The organism is Achromobacter deleyi (assembly GCF_902859705.1).
Lineage (GTDB): Bacteria > Pseudomonadota > Gammaproteobacteria > Burkholderiales > Burkholderiaceae_B > Achromobacter > Achromobacter deleyi.
This window is the reverse complement of sequence record NZ_CADIJO010000012.1, coordinates 77,131-96,100: the sequence shown is the minus strand read 5'-3', so window position 1 is coordinate 96,100 and position 18,970 is coordinate 77,131. Positions and strand designations below refer to the sequence as shown.

Annotated in this window: 16 protein-coding genes; 11 read left to right on the top strand and 5 right to left on the bottom strand. The window is 67.7% G+C overall.

Annotation, left to right across the window (positions count from 1 at the left end):
• Nucleotides 1–34: 34 nt before the first annotated feature.
• Both HV798_RS18115 and xseA read right to left on the bottom strand, forming a co-directional pair.
• Entirely contained in the window at nucleotides 35–3,286 is a 3,252-nt protein-coding gene (locus tag HV798_RS18115) for an ankyrin repeat domain-containing protein (RefSeq protein WP_175191909.1), read from the bottom strand.
• A gap of 27 nt (nucleotides 3,287–3,313) precedes the next feature.
• The gene (gene xseA, locus HV798_RS18110; RefSeq protein ID WP_175191908.1) at nucleotides 3,314–4,681 is read right to left on the bottom strand and encodes an exodeoxyribonuclease VII large subunit; all 1,368 of its coding nucleotides are present in this window, start codon (nucleotides 4,679–4,681) and stop codon (nucleotides 3,314–3,316) included.
• Nucleotides 4,682–5,033: 352 nt separating this feature from the next.
• On the opposite strand from xseA, the gene HV798_RS18105 reads away from it, so the two are divergent.
• Genes HV798_RS18105 through lpxK form a run of 3 tightly spaced genes read left to right on the top strand, consistent with a single transcriptional unit; the run spans nucleotide 5,034 to nucleotide 7,104 of the window.
• Nucleotides 5,034–5,657 (top strand): MotA/TolQ/ExbB proton channel family protein, encoded by a 624-nt coding sequence (locus tag HV798_RS18105; RefSeq protein WP_025135833.1) that lies wholly within the window; start codon nucleotides 5,034–5,036, stop codon nucleotides 5,655–5,657.
• Complete coding sequence (locus HV798_RS18100; protein WP_025135832.1) at nucleotides 5,654–6,067, top strand: ExbD/TolR family protein; 414 nt, start codon at nucleotides 5,654–5,656, stop codon at nucleotides 6,065–6,067. The genes HV798_RS18105 and HV798_RS18100 overlap by 4 nt, the downstream gene beginning before the upstream one ends.
• Nucleotides 6,064–7,104, top strand: a complete 1,041-nt coding sequence (lpxK, locus tag HV798_RS18095) for a tetraacyldisaccharide 4'-kinase (RefSeq protein ID WP_175191907.1) — start codon at nucleotides 6,064–6,066, stop codon at nucleotides 7,102–7,104. Before HV798_RS18100 ends, lpxK begins: the two co-directional genes overlap by 4 nt.
• Nucleotides 7,105–7,138: 34 nt before the next feature.
• On the opposite strand, the gene HV798_RS18090 is transcribed toward lpxK, so the two are convergent.
• Nucleotides 7,139–9,364 carry an IgaA/UmoB family intracellular growth attenuator gene (locus HV798_RS18090; RefSeq protein WP_175191906.1) on the bottom strand — a complete coding sequence of 742 codons (2,226 nt, stop codon included), beginning with the start codon at nucleotides 9,362–9,364 and terminating at the stop codon, nucleotides 7,139–7,141.
• Nucleotides 9,365–9,542: 178 nt separating this feature from the next.
• On the opposite strand from HV798_RS18090, the gene HV798_RS18085 reads away from it, so the two are divergent.
• The 7 genes from HV798_RS18085 to rpsT all read left to right on the top strand — a co-directional run bounded on the left by HV798_RS18085 (nucleotide 9,543) and on the right by rpsT (nucleotide 15,610).
• Entirely contained in the window at nucleotides 9,543–9,725 is a 183-nt protein-coding gene (locus HV798_RS18085) for a Trm112 family protein (RefSeq protein ID WP_006384001.1), read from the top strand.
• 11 nt (nucleotides 9,726–9,736) lie between these two features.
• Nucleotides 9,737–10,501 carry a 3-deoxy-manno-octulosonate cytidylyltransferase gene (gene kdsB, locus HV798_RS18080; RefSeq protein WP_175191905.1) on the top strand — a complete coding sequence of 255 codons (765 nt, stop codon included), beginning with the start codon at nucleotides 9,737–9,739 and terminating at the stop codon, nucleotides 10,499–10,501.
• 92 nt (nucleotides 10,502–10,593) lie between these two features.
• Complete coding sequence (adk, locus tag HV798_RS18075; protein WP_175191904.1) at nucleotides 10,594–11,250, top strand: adenylate kinase; 657 nt, start codon at nucleotides 10,594–10,596, stop codon at nucleotides 11,248–11,250.
• Nucleotides 11,251–11,391: 141 nt separating this feature from the next.
• Entirely contained in the window at nucleotides 11,392–12,150 is a 759-nt protein-coding gene (locus HV798_RS18070; RefSeq protein WP_175191903.1) for a 3-hydroxyacyl-CoA dehydrogenase, read from the top strand.
• A 119-nt stretch (nucleotides 12,151–12,269) separates the two neighbouring features.
• Entirely contained in the window at nucleotides 12,270–13,829 is a 1,560-nt protein-coding gene (murJ, locus tag HV798_RS18065) for a murein biosynthesis integral membrane protein MurJ (protein ID WP_175191902.1), read from the top strand.
• 195 nt (nucleotides 13,830–14,024) lie between these two features.
• Nucleotides 14,025–15,011, top strand: a complete 987-nt coding sequence (locus HV798_RS18060; RefSeq protein WP_175191901.1) for a FecR domain-containing protein — start codon at nucleotides 14,025–14,027, stop codon at nucleotides 15,009–15,011.
• A 335-nt stretch (nucleotides 15,012–15,346) separates the two neighbouring features.
• Nucleotides 15,347–15,610: a 30S ribosomal protein S20 gene (rpsT, locus tag HV798_RS18055; RefSeq protein WP_006396042.1), complete on the top strand. Its 264-nt coding sequence runs from the start codon at nucleotides 15,347–15,349 to the stop codon at nucleotides 15,608–15,610.
• A gap of 147 nt (nucleotides 15,611–15,757) precedes the next feature.
• Here rpsT and HV798_RS18050 read toward each other — a convergent pair whose 3' ends face one another.
• Nucleotides 15,758–16,672, bottom strand: coding sequence for a LysR family transcriptional regulator (locus HV798_RS18050; RefSeq protein ID WP_175191900.1), 915 nt, complete (start codon nucleotides 16,670–16,672; stop codon nucleotides 15,758–15,760).
• Nucleotides 16,673–16,787: 115 nt separating this feature from the next.
• Here HV798_RS18050 and lysA point away from each other — a divergent pair, with 115 nt between their 5' ends.
• Entirely contained in the window at nucleotides 16,788–18,020 is a 1,233-nt protein-coding gene (gene lysA / locus HV798_RS18045) for a diaminopimelate decarboxylase (RefSeq protein WP_175191899.1), read from the top strand.
• Between the two features lie 76 nt (nucleotides 18,021–18,096).
• Here the strand turns inward: lysA and garL are convergent, their stop codons facing one another.
• Nucleotides 18,097–18,864 carry a 2-dehydro-3-deoxyglucarate aldolase gene (gene garL, locus HV798_RS18040; protein ID WP_175191898.1) on the bottom strand — a complete coding sequence of 256 codons (768 nt, stop codon included), beginning with the start codon at nucleotides 18,862–18,864 and terminating at the stop codon, nucleotides 18,097–18,099.
• Nucleotides 18,865–18,970 lie beyond the last annotated feature (106 nt).

Sequence of the window (18,970 nt, the reverse complement as noted above, 5' to 3'; positions counted from 1 at the left end):
AGAGGTATGTGTTTATGACCGCGGCACGTAAACGCTACTCTTTCTCATATCGCAGTTCGCGACCGCCCTGCGAGGCCGTCAATGCGCCATCTTCACGTAATGCCAATGTCATGTGCAAGGGCGTGAGACTGGCGGCTTCGGGGACGTCCAGATCGACGCGCACGGACCGCGCCTGGGCATCCAACTTGCTGACGTCGACATCGTGCCAGCGCGCGCCGGCAGGTAGCGGCACGTAGACGGCCAGGGCCTTGAGCTGGCCCGCGTCGATGGGTGCGCTGACGCCATTGGCGCCTTCCGACTGCCTGGGGGTGCCAGCGAAATCACCGGTGGCCGACGACATGGCCACGTCGACCTTGACCGGCCGGCCCTGGTAGTAGACGCGCACGGTCATGCCATCACCCTCGGCCGGCAGCGTGTCGGCGCGCACACCGGCAATGGCGGAGAAAGGCTGGATCGGCGGCGTATCCAGATGAATGGTCTTGCCGTCGCTGCGCCATTGGCCGCTGGCTTCGATATCGACCGCGCCGTAGCTCATCAGGTATTGGAAGCGGCCGTCTTCGGTCAGCAGCAACTCGCTGCCCACTTCGCGCATGCCGCGCAGATAGTAGTGGCCGGCGAGACGCGCCGCGGACTTGGCGGCCGTCTTGTTCGCGGCCGACGCGCGCGGGCAGTCTTGCTTGACAGCCACACCGGCGTTTTGCAGCGCCACTGCGAAGGCCGGCGCGGATTGGCAGGCCAGCGTCTGCGAAAACGACTGCCCCTGCGGCGCGGCGGCGCCGTCAAAGCGCGCCTTGTAGCGCGCCAGCAGCGCCAGCATCGCGGGCTGTCCGGTTTCCAGGGCGACCCACGCGGGGCTGCGGCCACGCAGGTCGGCCATATCCGCGTTGGCGCCGGCGGCGAGCAGGACGTCGGCGAGATCGGCGCGGCCGATCTGGATGGCGGCCACCAGCGGCGTCTCGCCGCTTTCAGTGCGCGCATCGAGCGCGGCGCCCGCTGCCTTCAGGCGCGACAGCACGTCGATGACGGTATCGCGACGCGCGACCGCCAGTTGCCGATCGCGCAGCAAGGCAGACAGCAGCCGCTGCGGCAGCGCCCCGCCTTCTTGCACACATTCGCCGTGCGCGCCGGTGAAGCCCGCCGCCTGCAATTGCGCGAAGTAGCCCGGCCGGTCGAGCAGCGCGTATTCGCCCCCCTCGGGCAGGCAAGCAGCCGCAAGCGTTTGCCCGCTGCCCTCGGCCACTCGATTCACCATCTTGATATCGCCGGCCGCCAGCGCCGCGTTCAGCAGCGCATAGCGGGCCGGCGCGCGGGGCAGCCGCGGATCGTCAAGCTTGGCGCCCGCTTGCAGCAGGCGTTCGAGCACGACGCCATTGCGGCTGGCAATCGCCCAATACAAGGCGCTGCGCCCTTCGGGCGCCAAACCCAGCGGGTCGGCGCCCTTGGCCAGCAGCGCATCGACCATGGCGGGCTGGTCCGAGGTGACGGCGACCATCAACGGCGGCACGCCCTGGCGGTCGAAAGCGTCATCCTTGGCGGTGGCGGACGCAGCCGGCGGATTGACGGGCACGCCCGCATCCATCAGATACGTCGCCATCGCGATATCGCCGTTTTCCAGCGCCTGGCGGATCGCACCGGCGTCCAGCGTTTTCGGGTCCAGGCCCGCATCGACCAACTGTCGCAACAGGCCTGCGCCCTGCTTGCCGGGCTGGCGCAAGGCCTGCGCGACAGGCGAATGCGCAGGGTCGGCGAGCAGTGCCTGCAAGGCTTCGCGCGGCGTTGCGGCCAGCAGGTCGCGCAGCAGCGCGGGATCGTCGGCTTCGATGGCGCGTTCGAGCGCAGTCTTGCGGTCGTAGCCCTGGCGCAGCAGCGCGGGGTTGGCCCCGGCCGCCAGCAGCGCCCGCGCGGCATCGGCCTGGCACGCCTGCACGGCATCGGCCAGCGGCGTGTCGCCGTATTGTTCGGCAGGGTCGCCTTCCACCGGTGCGCCCAAGGCCAGCAGGCGCTTGACGGTCGCCACATCGCCCTTGCGCGCGGCCAGGTTCAGAATCGGCCGGGTATCCGCCTCCATGCGGACGAACACCGCGGTGTCGTTGCTGATCTGCGGGCCACGCTGGCCAAACGGCATGCCGGCGCGCAGCAACGGCGCGGCGATGTCGCCGTGCCCGGTGACCACGGCGGCCTGCGCCGCATCCAGCCAGAGATCGATATCGCCCGTTTCGCCGTAGCCCGTGGCCGGCGTGGTGCGCGGCCCCAGTTCCATCAGCGCGGACACGGCGCCCGCGTTGCCGGTATAGGCGGCCAGCGCCAGCGGGCTGATGCCATCGCCATAAGCCGGCGTCGTGCCCGTGGCGGCCAGGGCACGCACCACGTCGCCGCCTTCGGTCAATTCCACCAACGCCGGCCAGGCCAGGTAATCCGCAGCAAAGCGCGGCTTGCCCTGCGCGTCCTTGAGCGCGCTGCGCGTGATGTCATCGGAATGGTCATCGACATAGGCAAAGGGACGCGGGGCCCCGGCCTTGAGCAGCGCCAGCACCATGCGCGTGGTGTCCTGGCGGTCGACCAGACGCGGCAGGTACGTCATGCGCACCGCGAATTCGAAATCGCGGTTGAGCAGGAAATCCAGCGGCGTCCGGTTGTCATCGCCGCGCTGATCCGCGCGGGCGCCCGCCGCCAGCAACCTGTCCAGGATGTCGGGCGACCCGTACAGCAACGCCAGTTGCACCGGCGAGCGGCGTGATTCGTAGGTGATGTCGTTCAGGGGCGGCTGGGTGGCCAGCAGGGCCGCCAGCATGCGGGTGCGTACCGGCAAGGCGTCGCGATGGGCCTGGCGCAGTCGCGCCGCTTCATCCGCAGGCATGTCCCAATACACGTGCTTGCTGCGCGGCCATGGCGGCGTGAGCAGCGCATGCAGCAGCGGCACGCCTTCGCGGGCATAGTCGCCGGGCCGGGCCACTTTGGCCAGGGCCGCGGTGAAAGCGGCCTCGTCGCCCGCATCGACCGCGGCGAACATGGCGCGGGTGTCAGCGGTATCGGCCGCCTTGTACTCGCGGTAAGGCGAGCTGCAATCGCAGGCGTCCTTGCCGCCTTGCGTGGGGCTGGCGGCGGGCGGCTGCGCCGCGCGGGCGTGGGTTTCGGTCTTGCTCGTCGCCTTGGTCTTGTCCGGCCCCTGGGCTCGCGCTGGCGGGGCGAACCCGGCAGCGCCCAGGGAAAGCGCAGCGGCCAGGGCCGTCAGCGTGACTGCCTGGCGCGCGCCGCGCCGGCTCTTGCGTGGTGTCTCTTGCAGCATTGTTCCACCCTAAGACCTGCAGGAACTTCAGGATGCTTCGCGCGTCTTGCGTACCTGCGTGACGTCGACCGTGGCCCCGCCCTGAGCGAAGCTGAGGTCCAGGCCCTGCCCCGGCGCCAGGTCGGCGGCATCGCGCACGATGCGGCCGTCGGCATCGCGGGCAATAGCATAACCGCGTGCCAGCGTGTTGCCCGGGTCCAGGGCGCGCAGTTGCGCGCTGGCGGCCGCCAGGCGGTTGCGTCGTTGCACCAGCAGGCGCGCATGCGCCTGGCCGAGTTGCCGTGTGACGGCCGCCAGGCGATCGGCGGCGCGGGCGGTGTCGGGCACGCGGTGTGCCAGGCGCTGCGCCAGCAGATTGACGCGCGCGTTGCGGCGCGCCTGCGGGCCGGCCCAGGCAGAGGCCAGGCGATAGCCCAGGCTGTTCAGGCGTTCGCGCTGGTGTTCCAGGCGCTGGGCCGGCGACACCAGTTGCGCGCTGGCGCGGTCCAGGCGCTGGGCGGCGCGTTCCAGGCGGCGCTGCTGGCCGCGGGCCAGCGTCTGGGCGCAAGCCATGACGCGGCCCAGCAGGTCCGATCGCGGCACGCAGGCCAGTTCCGCCGCCGCCGTGGGCGTGGGGGCGCGCACGTCGGCCACGAAGTCGGCAATGGTGAAGTCGGTTTCGTGACCCACGCCGCTGATGACCGTGATGGCGCTGGCCGCGACTTCGCGGGCCAGGCCTTCGTCGTTGAAACTCCAGAGGTCTTCGATGCTGCCGCCGCCGCGCACCAGCAACAGCGTGTCGACTTCGGCCCGTTCGTTGGCCAGGCGCACCTGGGCGGCCAGCCGGCCGGCGGCATCCGCGCCCTGTACCGGCGCCGGGTAGATGATGACGGGCACCTGCGGTGCGCGGCGGGCCAGCGCCGACAGCACGTCGCGCAAGGCCGCGGCATGCAGCGAGGTCACCACGCCGATGGCGCGGGGCAGCGGCATCGGGTCGCGCTTTCTGGCCGGATCGAACAGCCCTTCGGAAGCCAGTTGTTCCTTCAGGCGCAGGAAGGCCTCGTACAGGTTGCCGATGCCTGCGCGGCGCATGGCGTCGACCTGCAATTGATAGTCGCCGCGCGGCTCGTACAGCGACACCCTGGCCCTGATTTCGACCTGGTCGCCGGCCCGCGGCACGAACCCGACCGCACTGGCGCGGCCGCGGAACATGACTGCCCGCACTGCGGCGCGGCTGTCCTTGAGCGTGAAGTACCAATGCCCGGAAGCCGCCTGCGTGAAGTTGGAAATCTCGCCGCGAACCCACAGTGCCGGGATGCTGCGCTCCAACAACTGCCCCACTGCTTGGTTCAGCTGGGCAACTGTCAGGATATCCCGCGCGAATACGTTGTTTGTGACTGCAAGTTCAATTGTCATAAGGCTTTCCGATGCGTACCTGTCCACAGGGCATACGTAGCGGGCCGCAATGATACCGCGTCCAGGCATTTTTGCCGCCGCTGGCCCGAAAGCCAGCAAATTCGGTGTAAATCACTGTTTTTTATGGGTTTTTTATAAAACAGGCGCTGCTCGAATTTGAAGCAAACAAGCGCAACCCCTGTGCCCACAAGCGTTCCGGCGAAGTTTTGCACAGAATTATCCACAATTTCTGTGGATAGCTTTGGCGGTCGCCCGCCCTTGCCACAACCCCGCCGCGCCGTTACAGTTTCGGCTTGATCAGATGCTGGACGAGGCCTTGCGCCCCGCCCCGGCGCTCCTGGAGTTGACCGCTTTGCTTTCCATCTTGCGCGAGGCCGGCTGGCCGATCTGGCCCCTGCTGGCGACGTCCGTGCTGGGTCTTGCGCTGATATTCGAGCGCTTCCTGTCGCTGCGCCGCAGCCAGGTCCTGCCGCGCGGCCTGAATGAACAAGTGGCCGACATGCTGCGCAACCACCAGGATTCCCCGGAAGCCCTGAACCGCCTGGAACGCAATTCGCCGCTGGGCCGGGTACTGGCCGAGGTCATGCGCCATCGCCACCTGCCGCGCGAAGAACTGCGCAGCGTGGTCGAAGACACCGGCCGCGCGGTCGCCCACGACCTCAGCCGCTACATTCCCGCCATCGGCACCATCGCCGTGGTGGCGCCGCTGATGGGCCTGTTCGGCACCGTGGTCGGCATGATCGAGATCTTCGGCTCGTACACGCCCGGCGGCGGCGACCCCGCCCAGCTGGCGCGCGGCATCTCCATCGCCCTGTACAACACCGGCTTCGGCATTCTCATAGCCATCCCCGCCATGATCGCCCACCGCTACCTGCGCGGCCGGGTCGACGGCTACCTGAATGCCATGGAACTGTCCGCCTCGCGGCTGGCGCGCGCCGTGGCGCCCGCGCCTGCCCCGCGCGAGGGGCGTTCATGAATTTCCGGGGCTCCCGGGGCGACCGCGACGAGCTGGACATCAACCTGATTCCGCTCATCGATGTCCTGCTGGTCATTCTCATCTTCCTGGCGGCGACCACCTCGTTCGCCCGCTTCACGCAGCTGAAAGTCACGCTGCCGCAAGCGTCGGCCGACCAGGAGACGCCGCCCGCGCTGGAAGTCGCCGTCAGCCAGGACGGCCGCTATGCGCTGAACGGCACGCTGATCGACGTCTCGACGCCGCCTGAAATCGCCGACGTGCTGCGCCAGGCGGCCGCCGGCAAGCCGGAAGCCTTGGTCGTCATCAACGCCGACGCGCAGGCCACCCACCAGTCCGTGATCAACGTCATGGAAGCCGCCCGGCTGGCCGGCATCGCCCGCGTCAACTTCGCCGCCCAGACTGCCCGGTGAGCGCGCGCCCTTCCAAGGCCTCGCTGCTCGCCCGCCAATGGCAGCACGGCGGCTGGCTTTCCACCCTGCTCCTGCCGCTGTCCGCGCTGACCGCCCGCGTGGTGGCGAACAAGCGCGCGCGTTATCGCGATGGCCGTGAACAGGCCTACCGCGCGCCCGTTCCCGTGGTGGTGATCGGCAACATCTACGTAGGCGGCACCGGCAAGACGCCGATGGTCATTGCCACCGTGCAAGGCCTGCGCGCCCGCGGCTACACGCCGGGCGTGGTCAGCCGCGGCTATGGCGTGAAGATCGGACCGCAGGCGCGCGTCGGGCAAGGCGAACTGGCCGCGAACCAGTTCGGCGACGAACCGGCGCTGATCGCACGCGCCAGCGGCGCCCCGGTGTCGGTGCATCCGCGCCGTGCGCTGGCCGCCCAGGCGTTGCTGCGGGCCCATCCGGAAATCGACGTCATCGTGTCCGACGATGGCCTGCAACACCTGGCCTTGGCGCGCGACATCGAAATCGTGGTGCAGGACGCGCGCGGCGTGGGCAACGGCCGGCTGCTGCCCGCCGGGCCGCTGCGCGAGCCGGCCAGCCGGCTGCGCGAGGTGGACGCGGTCATCACCAATATCGGGCTGCCCGATGGCCGCCCCGCGGCCTCGTCCGGCGAACGTCCCCGCCAGGTCGCCATGTGGCTGGAACCCGGCGACGCCCGCCAGATCGAAGGCGGCGCGACCCGCCCGCTGGCGGCGTTCGCCGGCCAGCCGAACGTCGCCGCCTCGGCAGGTATCGGCAATCCGGAACGTTTCTTTTCGACCTTGCGGGCGCAAGGCATCACGCTCGATGCCACCTTGCCGCTACCCGACCACCATGATTACGCGGAATCGCCGTTCAAGACCCTGACCGCGCAGACCGTGCTGGTGACCTCGAAAGACGCGATCAAGTGCGCCGCCTTGCACGACGCGCGCCTGTGGGAAGTGCCGGTGCAGGCCGGCTTTTCCGACCCGCAATTGTTCGATTGGCTGGCGCAAGCGTTGCGCCAGCCTGCCCGCTAGCGCCTCGTCCACGCGGACCAGGCGCGCCCCCCTTTCAGAAAAACGCCGGCTTGGCCGCGCTGCGGCGGCGGGCGTATTCATCCAGGTTGCGACGACGCACGCCGGCGGCACGCCAGCGCGCCAGCGCCAGCGGCAGGTGCACGGCCACCAGCAAAACCGCCAGGACCAGCCACAGCAAGCGCGCCGCTGCCGGCCAGGGGTCGGCCAGTGAACGCCAGGCATCGATGCCGATGACGGGCGCACCCGAGGGCTCGCGGTCCACCGCCGTGACCAGGCCGGAGATCTCGAACGGCATGGCGCCGTCGGCCGACAGCATGGCCACCTGGCGCTGCCATGCCTGCAGCACGTTCGGCGTCTGTCCGCCTTCGAGCGGCTGCGGCAATTGCGCGTAGGGGCCTGACCTGACCTGGAGCACGACGCCGCCGCGCTGGCGTTCCATCAGGCTGCGCGCCGACTGATCCACCGCGGCCTGCACGACGGGTTCCATGCTGGACTGGGCCAGATTGCGCATCCGCTCGGCATGGCGCATCAGGAACACGCCTTCATCGGTATTGCCTTGGCGCTTGAAGGCGCCATCGCGCGCCAGCTTGAACAGTTCCAGCCAGTTGGCAGGTTCGTCGCGCGTCAGCATCAGCGTGTCGGCCATCTCGGCCTTCATGCGGTCGCAGTCGGCGATCGCCTGGCCGGTGGCGGCCTCGCAGGCCTGCTCGACGGTGAGCACCGTGTTGGTCAGCCGTGTGACCGTCAACGCCGACACGTTGCGCGCGTTGTAGGCGGCCAGCGGATTACCCGCCATGCTGTTGTAGATCTGGCTGCGCACCAGCATGTCCATCATGGGATTGGGCCGCGTCTTGAGAAAGGCGCCCGAATACAGTTGCAGCACTGCCGGGTCCAGGCGCAATTCGTCGGCCGACGCGGCATCGCCCTGCCAGCGCAGGCGTTCGCAATCGAACTGCATCGTCTCGGGCCGGTAGTCGTCCGGCCGGAATTGGCATCGGCCTTGCCCGCGCAATGACACCATGTCGCCGACGGCCGGCGGATCCTGCACCAACGCGGCGGCCGACGCGTAGGCGCGCGGCTCGGCGCCGCGCAGCCACGCGGCGGTCTGGGCGATATCACCTTGCAGGCTGCCGCCCGGCGTGGACAGCAATATGGCCAGCGCCGCGCCGCCCAGCAGGCCGACCAGCGCCAGCGTCACATGCCGGCCCCAGAACACCCGCGGATAAAGGCGCTGCTCTTCATCCACCGAATAATTGCTGCCCAGGCGCAGCACCGCGTAATCCTCGACCCGCAGGTCCAAATCCACCCGCCCGTCCTCGGGCAGTTCCAGATTGGCGCGCCAATGGTCCGGCAGCGTGACGGGCAGTTTGTCGCCCAAAAACAATTGGGTGGACACTGCCTGGGCGTTGGCCGGATTGGTCAGCACGATGGCATTGAGTTCGCCGCGCGCGCGGTTGACCTTCTGCGGCGTCCCAAGCGACGGGCGGCGCCAGGTCAGCCACAGCGCCAGCAACGCCGGCGCGGCCGCGGCAGCCAGCCACGGCACGCCGCCGCCCACGCCGGCAATACCGATGCAGACGAACGTGACGACCCACAACAGCGCCGGCCAGAAACCGATGCCGCGCGGGCGCCGCTGGGCGATCTCGGCCGGCGTCTCGTCGCGCTGGCTCAGGATCTCGACCCGCATCGCGTCCGCGAATTCGCGTTCGGCCTCGGCATCCGGCCCCGCCGTCTCGGCATCGACCACGTCCTGCAAAGCGCCCAGCTTGCCGCCGGCCCATTGCTGGTTCTGCTTCTGCCGGCGCGCATCGCGTTCACGGCCACCGGCCAGATCGAATTCGCCGTTCAGGGCGACCACGATGGCGAATTTGTCCGTCATGGCGACTTCGGCCTGGTTGTCTTCGCGCAGAAAATCGCGTGCGTCGTAGGGCAGCACCACGTCCACGCCCCCCAGCGTGTCGTGCAGGGTCGTCGCGCCGTGCGACGTGCCCAGGCCATGGCGCACGAAGGCGCCACGCAGGGGGAACACCCCATCGCCAAGCAGCTGGGCGGTTTTCTTGGGATTCGCCGGGTAAACCAGGAACGGCTGCACCAGCGCCTGTTCCTCGGCGCTGAGACGGCGCAGGGGCTGCCCTTCCTGCTTGAGTTCGCGCAGTGCGCTCTTGTTGTCGCTGCGGCGAACCATGTAGGTAATGCCGCTGATGACCGACCAGATCAGGATGATGAGGAACAATCCGATCCGAATGGTGTTGGAATCCATCGCTATCCTCTTTCTAGGAATCGCGGCGGATGATAGCCATGATCTGTCCCGAAATATGTAGCGCCCGCGTCAAAACATGACAATAATTAACAAGCTACGCAATCGTGCGCTGTTTTTGCTGCGCGCCCCGCGGCCCATCCCGGGCGGGCGGCGCCCAAACTGTTTTAGAATCCCGGTCATGGAATCCCGCCTTCTCGACATCCTCGTCTGCCCCCTGTGCAAGGGCCGCCTCGAACACGACCGGACCCAGGCCGAACTGGTCTGCCGCGCCGATCGCCTGGCGTTCCCGCTGCGCGACGGCATTCCCGTCATGCTTGAATCCGAAGCGCGCTCGCTGGACGACGCCCCCGCTTCTTCCTGACCCGCCCTGCCGTGAGCTTCATCGCCCTGATCCCGGCGCGGACCGCCTCGACCCGCCTGCCCGACAAGCCGCTTGCCGACATCGCCGGCAAGCCGATGGTCGTGCGCACGGCCGAGCGCGCGGCCCAATCCGGCGCTTCGCATGTGTACATCGCCACCGACGATGTTCGCGTACAGGCGGCCGCCCAGGCCCATGGCCTGCAAGCGCTGATGACCCGCGCCGACCACCCCACCGGCACCGACCGGCTGGCCGAAGCCGCCCTGCAGCTCGGCCTGCCCGACGATGCGGTGGTGGTCAACGTGCAGGGTGACGAACCGCTCATCGAACCCGAACTCATCGACGCCGTCGCGGCCCGCCTGATCGCCAGCCCCGAGGCCGACATCGCCACCTGCGCCTGCCCGCTGGCCGACGCCCAGGCGCTGTTCAACCCCAATGTCGTGAAACTGGTGTGCGCCGCCGATGGCCGCGCCCTGTATTTTTCGCGCGCGCCGATCCCCTGGGCCCGCGACGCGCTGGCCGGCGGTGAACGCGTGCTGGCCGACGGCCTGCCCGCCTGGCACCACATCGGCCTGTACGCCTACCGCGTGTCGTTCCTGCGCCGCTACCCGACCCTGCCGCAAGGCGTGCTGGAACGGTTCGAATCGCTGGAGCAACTGCGCGCCATGGAACATGGCCACGTCATCGTCGTCCATCAGGCGTCGCACCCGCCGGCCGCAGGGGTAGATACCCCGGCCGATCTGGAACGCGTCCGATTGATCTATAGCAAACGGATATAAGGGTTATTTCGCATGGCGCAGCTCCGCATAGGCTGCTGCGTTGCGGCATAATCGCTCGGACCACAAAAATTAAACCCCATTCAGGAGTACTCATGCGTCTCATCTTGCTCGGACCGCCCGGCGCCGGCAAAGGCACTCAGGCCGCGTTTCTCACCCAGCACTTCGGCATTCCCCAGATTTCCACCGGCGACATGCTGCGCGCAGCGGTCAAGGCCGGCACGCCCCTGGGCATTGAAGCCAAGAAGGTCATGGACGCCGGCGGCCTGGTCTCGGATGAGATCATCATTGGCCTCGTGCAAGACCGCCTGAAGCAGCCCGACTGCGCCAACGGCTATCTGTTCGACGGCTTCCCCCGCACCATCCCGCAAGCCGACGCGCTCAAGAGCGCCGGCGTCAAGCTGGACTACGTGGTGGAAATCGAAGTCCCCGAAGAAGACATCATCGAACGCATGAGCGGACGCCGCGTGCACCAGCCCAGCGGCCGCAGTTACCACGTGCGCTTCAACCCGCCCAAGGTCGAAGGCAAGGACGACGTCACCGGCGAAGACCTGATCCAGCGCGACGATGACCGCGAGGACACCGTGCGCAACCGCCTGAACGTCTACCGCCAGCAGACCCGTCCGCTGGTCGACTACTACTCGTCGTGGGCAGAGCAGCAGCCCGCCGATGCCCCGAAGTATCGCAAGATCTCGGGCGTGGGCGCCGTCGACGAAATCAAGTCGCGCCTGTTCGAAGCCGTCAAGAGCTGACCTTTGATGGCACAGGGCCTTCGGCGCCGGCCGGACGCTATGCGTCCCGGCGCGGTTCCGAAGGCCCTGTCGCATCCGGCGCCCATCGCGTCTTTTCGTTCCCCCGTTTTCATCCCTTGAATTTGATCTGGTGGTAGAGACATGGAAATCGCAAACAAGGTATTCATCGTGACCGGCGGCGCGTCCGGCCTGGGCGCCGGCACGGTGCGCATGCTGGTGGCCAACGGCGCCAAGGTCGTCATCGCCGACCTGCAGGACGGTCCGGGCGAAGAACTCGCCAAGGAACTGGGCCAGCGCTACGTGCATTGCGACGTCACGCAAGAGGCCGACGGCCAGCGCGCCGTCGCCGCGGCGAAAGAACTGGGCACTCTGTTCGGCCTGATCAACTGCGCCGGCGTGGCGCCGGCCGCCAAGATCGTCGGCAAGAACGGCGCGCACCCGCTGGACCTGTTCCAGAAGGTCGTGTCGATCAACCTGATCGGCAGCTTCAACATGATGCGCCTGGCCGCCGAGGCCATGAGCGCCAACACGCCCGAGCCCACCGGCGAGCGCGGCGTGATGATCAACACGGCGTCGGTCGCCGCTTTCGACGGCCAGATCGGCCAGGCAGCCTACGCCGCGTCCAAGGCTGGCGTGGCCGGCATGACCCTGCCGATCGCCCGCGACCTGGCCAAGACCGGCATCCGCTGCATGACCATCGCCCCGGGCATCTTCGGCACGCCGATGATCTTCGGCATGCCCCAGGAAGTGCAGGATTCCCTGGCCGCCAGCATCCCCTTCCCCGCCCGTTTGGGCCGCCCGGAAGACTATGCCAAGCTGGTTCAGAGCATCATCACCAATGACATGCTCAACGGCGAGACGATTCGCCTGGACGGCGCCATCCGGATGCCTCCGAAATAGTGCCCCCACGCTTCGCCCTCTTCGAGGGCTCTCTGCCCCCCAAGGGGGCTTTTTTCCCTTGGGACGGCCCGGCGGGAAAAAGCCTTCTTCTCAGGACAGTTTTTTTGTAGTCCCCCCAAATGAGCCTGTTCCGTTCGGCGGCCACCGTCAGCAGCTTTACGCTGCTGTCGCGCATTTCCGGCCTGATCCGCGACATCCTGGTGGCCCGCGCCTTTGGCGCCGGGCCCATCACGGATGCCTTCTGGGTCGCTTTCCGCATTCCCAACCTCTTGCGCCGGCTGTTCGCCGAAGGCGCGTTCGCCCAGGCGTTCGTGCCGATCCTGGGCCATGCCCGCAACAATCGGTCCGAGGCCGAGGTCCGCACCCTGCTCGACCGGGTGGCGCTGCTGCTGACGGCCGCCCTGATGGCGATCACGCTGATCGGCATCATCGCCGCGCCCTGGGTGGTATCCGCCATGGCCAGCGGCCTGCGCGGAGCCGCCCGCGATACGGAATTCGGCGCCGCCGTCTGGATGACGCGGATGATGTTTCCCTACATCTTCTGCATGTCGCTCATCGCCTTCGCCTCGGGCGTGCTGAACACCTGGCGCCGCTTCGCCGTGCCGGCCTTCACGCCCGTGCTGCTGAACCTGTCCATGATCGCCGCGTGCATCTGGCTGGCGCCGCGCATGGACGTGCCGGTGTACGCGCTGGCCATCGGCGTGATGATCGGCGGCGTGGCGCAACTGGCCGTGCAGTGGGTCGCGCTGGCGCGGCTGGGCATGACGCCGCGTTTTTCGCTGCGTTTTCGCCAGGCCTGGGCCGACCCCACCGTGCAGCGCATCCTCAAGCAGATGGCGCCCGCCACGCTGGGGGTGTCCGTGGCGCAGATCTCGCTGCTCATCAACACCAACATCGCTACCTGGCTGACGCCGGGCAGCGTCACCTGGCTGTCGTTCGCCGACCGGCTGATGGAATTTCCCACCGCGCTGCTGGGCGTGGCGCTGGGCACCGTACTGCTGCCCAGCCTGTCGGCGGCCCACGCCCGCGACGACCACGGCGGCTACAGCGCACTGCTGGACTGGGGCCTGCGGCTGGTGCTGCTGTTCGGCCTGCCGGCGGCGGTAGGCATGGCGCTGCTGTCCGACGGCCTGGTGGCGACCCTGTTCCACTACGGCGCGTTCTCCGCGCAGGACGTGCTGCAGACGCGGCTGGCCGTGATTTCCTATTCCGCCGGCCTGATCGGCCTGTTGGCGGTCAAGATCCTGGCACCCGGCTTCTATGCCAAGCAGGACATCCGCACCCCCGTGAAGATCGCGATCGGCGTCTTGATCCTGACCCAGCTGATGAATCTGGCGCTGGTGCCGCTGATGGCCCATGCCGGCCTGGCGCTGGCCATCGGCCTGGGCGCCTGCCTGAACGCGCTGGCGCTCTTGATCGGCCTGCGCCGCCGCGGCGTGTACCAGCCCACCCCGGGCTGGGGCCGCTTCGCCTTGCGCCTGATTCCGGCCCTGGCGGCCCTGGCCGCCTTGCTCATCTACGCTGATGGCCGTATTGACTGGATCGGCCTGCAGGCCCATTCCGGCCAGCGCGCGCTGTGGCTGGGCGGCGTGCTGGTCGCGTGCAGCGCGGTGTATTTCGGCATGTTGTTACTGTTTGGGTTCCGTCCCCGGGATTTCGGACGGCGTCCGGCGAAGTAATTTTGGGCCCAACGGCCCCATCGTCCGCAAAAAGCCGGCTTTTCGCCGGCTTTTTTGCATCTTGGCCGTCAAGAATTGACAAGGACCCGGTAATCTTTGGTAAAAAACCTTTATTATTTACAAATTGCCATCGAAAGGATTCCCGCCCGGCGACAAGGGCGGGGAGATGAAGTGAAGTACGCCCAAGGACACCCCATGGCGGACCAAGTGATCAATTGGTTGCTGCTGCTGCGCTCAGGAAAGGCGACAGCGCAGGACTACAACGATTTCCTGGCGTGGCGAGCAGCCGACCCTCTCCATGAGAATGCCTGGCAACAATTGACGGGCACTCTGGCAGGGTCGACCTTTGGCCGGTTGGGCGATGCCTACCCGGCCGGCTATGCCACGACGGCGCCCCAGCCGCCGATTCCGCTTTCGCCCCCGCCCGCCGCCGCGGCTCCCGCCGACGTCGTCGTGCCGCCACGCCGCCGCTTTCTGGCCGGCTCGCTGGCGCTCGCCAGTGCGGGTGCCTGTGCCGCGTACGTGGGCAACGCCTTCTACCCGCTGAACAACGTCGCCGCCGACGCCGCCACGGCCACTGGCGAGCGTCGCCGTTACATCCTGTCCGACGGCAGCCAGTTGCTGCTGGACGCACGCAGCCGCGTCAACCTGGACTTCACGCCCGCCTATCGCCAGGTGCGCCTGCTGGACGGCGCGGTGACCGTTTCCGTGGCGCCCGACGCCCGCCGCCCCTTCCTGGTCCAGACCGCCGAAGGCACGGTGCGCGCGCTGGGCACCCGCTACATGGTGCGCCAGCAGGCCCAGCGCACGGTCGTGGTGGTGCATGAACACGAGGTGGTGGTGGAAACCATGGCCGGCGCCCACGGCATCGTGCGCGCCGGAACGGGCGCGCGCTTCGATGCGTCCCGCATTGATACCCCACGCGCCGAATTGATGGCCGAGGCCGCCTGGGAAGCCGGTTGGGTCGACGCCCGCGGCCGCCCCCTGGCCGAGGTGATCGCCGCCCTGCGCCCCTACCGCAGCGGCACCCTGCGCGTGTCCATGGCTGCCGGCGGCCTGCCGGTATCGGGCCACTTTCCGCTGGACGACACCGACGCCGCGCTGAGCGCATTGCAGGACATGATGCCCATCCACGTGCGCCGCTATACCCCCTGGTTCGTCTCGATCAACGTCGCGGCCTGACCACGCCCGCTGACGCGGCGCTGTAACGAAAGGCCGCTTCGTTGTATACTGAGCACCGTATTTTTATCCAGTAGGCGCAACAAGGCTTAACTCGGAAACTCGGGGCATAACTCCGGCACGGATTCTCCCCATTTCCATGGGTATCCAGCCAGCGGGCCAGCCAGGGGTTTTCAACCGGGGTTCTTCAACCCAGGTTTCAGCCTCAGGGGTTCTCCCCGCAGCGCCCCCCGCCCGGTTGACGGGCGCTCCATCGGCAGACGTGGCATTTAAAGCTTGCAATCCCCCGGGGACTTGCTAAAATGTTCGACTTTGCCGAATTCAACTTATATAGCAACATGGCCAATACCGCCCAAGCCCGCAAGCGCGCTCGCCAATCCGTTGAGCGCAACAAGCACAATTCCAGCCTGCGCTCGATGCTGCGCACCGCCATCAAGCGCGTTCGCCAATCCATCGCCGCCGGCGACAAGGCTGCGGCTGGCGAAGTGTTCCAGAAGGCGTCGAGCGTGATCGATCGCGTGGCTGACAAGAACATCATCCACAAGAACAAGGCCGCTCGCCACAAGAGCCGCCTGGCTGCCGCCATCAAGGCGCTGGCCTAAGCCATTCTGCCGCCCTGCTTTGCGGGGCGTCATGAATACGGCAAATGAAGAAGGATGCCCCTGGGCATCCTTTTTTGTTGCCTGGACAGAACGGGCCTTGATCGGGGCCAGACCCGATCGAACGGCCGGGCGTCTGCCTTGACCCGTTCAATCGCCTCGCGTCGCCAACCGGCCACGGATCTGTGTGGCCTCGTCGCGCAATGATGCGGTAAAGGCGTCCACCAGCGGATTCTTGGGGCGGTGTTCCGGAAACACCAGGTTCACCCGGAACGGAAACGAACGCTGCAACGGCCGGATGTGCAGGCCGCGGCCAATGAAATCCAGCGCGGTCAGCGGATTGACGATGGCCAGGCCCAGGCCCTGGCGCACGAAGGTGCACACCGACACCGCCGTGGGCGTTTCGATGATGGCGCGGCGCAGGATGCCTTGCGCGGCGAAGGCCTCGTCGATCTGGATGCGGTAAGGGTCGCTGGACGACAGACTGATGAACGGTTCACCCGCGAAATCAGCCAGTTCCAGCGCCTGCCGCGCCAGCAACGGATGGCCGTCGGGCAACACGCAGACTTCGTCCACTTCGATCAGCAATTCCAGCCGTGTGCCGGCGGGTTCGAGTTCGTGCTCGGTCAAGCCCAGGTCGTAGCGCTGGGCGGTCAGCCATTCTTCGAGAAACGGCGATTCCTGCGCTTCCAGTGACAGGCTCACGCCCGGATGCGTGTCGCGAAAGCGCCGGAAGGCCCCGGGCAAGAGGGAATGCGAGAACGCCGGCAAGGCGATCACGGCCAGTTGGCCATCCTGAAAAGACCGCAGGCGCGCGGCCGCGGACGCCACGCGTTCCAGGCCCGCATACGACTGGCGGATTTCGTCGTACAGCGCCAGCGCGGGCATCGTGGGGCGCAGCCGCCCCCGAATGCGTTCGAACAGCGCGAAGCCGATGCTTTGCTCCATGCGCGCCAGCTCCCGGCTCACGGTCGGCTGCGAGGTGAACAGCAGGTCGGCAGCCTTGGTGACGCTGCCGGCGATCATCAGGGCGCGGAAGACTTCGATATGGCGGTGGGTGAGCATGGCGAACCCATATCAGGAATGAATCGATCTTGAATATCTAAGCATTTTACTGGATGGTCTGAATGGGGCATGATGCCCGCCTGATTCTCCCCCCGAATACAAGGTCTGCCCCAGAATGGCTTTCGATCCGCGCCAACTCACCGAACTTGCCGCCCAGTACAGCACCCCGCTGTGGGTCTACGATGCCGCCGTCATCCGCGAACGCATCGCCCAGCTGCGCCGCTTCGACGTCATCCGCTACGCCCAGAAGGCCTGCTCCAACCTGCACATCCTGCGCCTGATGCGCGCCGAGGGCGTGATGGTGGACGCGGTGTCGCTGGGCGAGATCGAACGCAGCCTGGCCGCCGGCTACCAGCCCGAAGGCGAGCCTGCCGGCGTGGTGTTCACGGCCGACCTGATCGACCACGCCACCCTGGCCACGGTCATCAAGCACGGCGTCACCGTCAATGCCGGTTCGCTCGACATGCTCGAGCGCGTGGGCCAGGCAGCGCCGGGCCATCGGGTCTGGCTGCGCATCAACCCGGGCTTCGGCCACGGCCACAGCAACAAGACCAATACCGGCGGCCCGCAAAGCAAGCACGGCATCTGGATCGACGACGTCGCGCAAGCCGTCGCCATCGTGCGCCGCTATGGCCTGAAGCTGGTGGGCATCCACATGCACATCGGCTCGGGCGTGGACTACGGCCACCTGTCCAGCGTGTGCGATGCGATGGTGGACGTGGTGGCCTCGCTGGCTCACGACATCGAAGCCATCTCGGCCGGCGGCGGCCTGTCGATTCCCTACCGCGATGGCGAGCCGCGCATCGACTGCGATCACTATTTCGATCAATGGAATGCGGCGCGCAAGCGTATCGAGCAGCGCCTGGGCCATGAGGTTCGCCTGGAGATCGAGCCGGGCCGCTTCCTGGTGGCCGAAGCCGGCGTGCTGGTGGCCGAGGTGCATGCGATCAACCGCCGCCCCGGGCGCGACTTCGCGCTGGTGGACGCCGGGTTCAACGACCTGATGCGCCCCGCCATGTACGGCAGCTACCACCGCATCTCGGTGCATGCGCCGGATGGCAGCGCGCCCCAGGGCGCGGCCGAGACGCGCATCGCCGTGGCCGGTCCGCTGTGCGAGTCGGGCGACGTGTTCACGCAGGATGCGGGCGGTGTCGTGTCGGACCAGGCCCTGCCGCAGCCGCGCATCGGCGACTTCATGGTGTTCCATAACGCCGGGGCCTACGGCTCGTCGATGTCTTCGAACTACAACAGCCGCCCGCTGGCCGCCGAAGTGCTGCTGGACAAGAACGAAGCACGCCTGATCCGCCGCCGCCAGACGGTGGCCGATCTGCTGGCGCTGGAAGACTGAAACCCGCGCCCGGGCCTTGCGCGCAAGGCCCGGCACTCGGAGCCATGCGGGGCGCCCAGGCGCCCCGCAGGCATTTTCAGGTGGGAAACGCTTCGCGCAACGCGAAGGTGGCCTGCTTGAAGACGCCCAGGTCCGTACCCACCGCGACGAAGTGCATGCCCATGTCCAGGTAGCGGCGCGCGTCGGCCTGCACCGGAGCCAGGATGCCCACGGCCTTGCCCTGCGCGCTGACGCGCTGGTACAGGTGGCGGATGGCTTCCTGCACTTCCGGATGGCCGGGGTTGCCCAGATGGCCCAGCGCGGCGGCCAGGTCCGACGGGCCGATGAAGACGCCATCCACGCCTTCGACCGCGGCGATCTCGTCGACCGCCTCGATGCCCGCGCGGCTTTCGATCTGCAGCAGCACGCAGAGGTTGTCGTTGATGGTCTTGAGGTAATCGGGCACGGTGCCGTAGCGGTTGCTGCGCTGCATGCCCGCCACGCCGCGAATGCCTTGCGGCGGATAGCGCGTGGCGGCCACCGCGCGGCGCGCGTCGTCTTCGGACTCGATGAAAGGAATCAGCAGGTTGTAGAAGCCGATGTCGAGCAGGCGCTTGATCTCGACCGGATCGTTCCAGGTGGGCCGGCCGATGGCGGCGCTGGCGCTGCCCTGCAGGGCCTGCAGCTGCTGCAGGAACATCGGCACGGTGTTGGGCGAATGCTCGCCATCCAGCAACAGCCAGTCGAAGTCGGCCAGGCCTGCCAGTTCGGCGGTGATGTGGCTGGACATGCACATCCAGAAGCCGATCAGGCGTTCGCGGGCCAGGATGCGTTGGCGGAAGCGGTTGGGCAAGGGTGAAGTCATGATGCTCGGGGTTCCCATCGGATGAAACCCCCGGCGCCTGCCGGCGCGCGGGGCGTGTTGCACGAGGCTGTGCAGTCTTGGTGCACGCACGAAGACTGCATGCAGG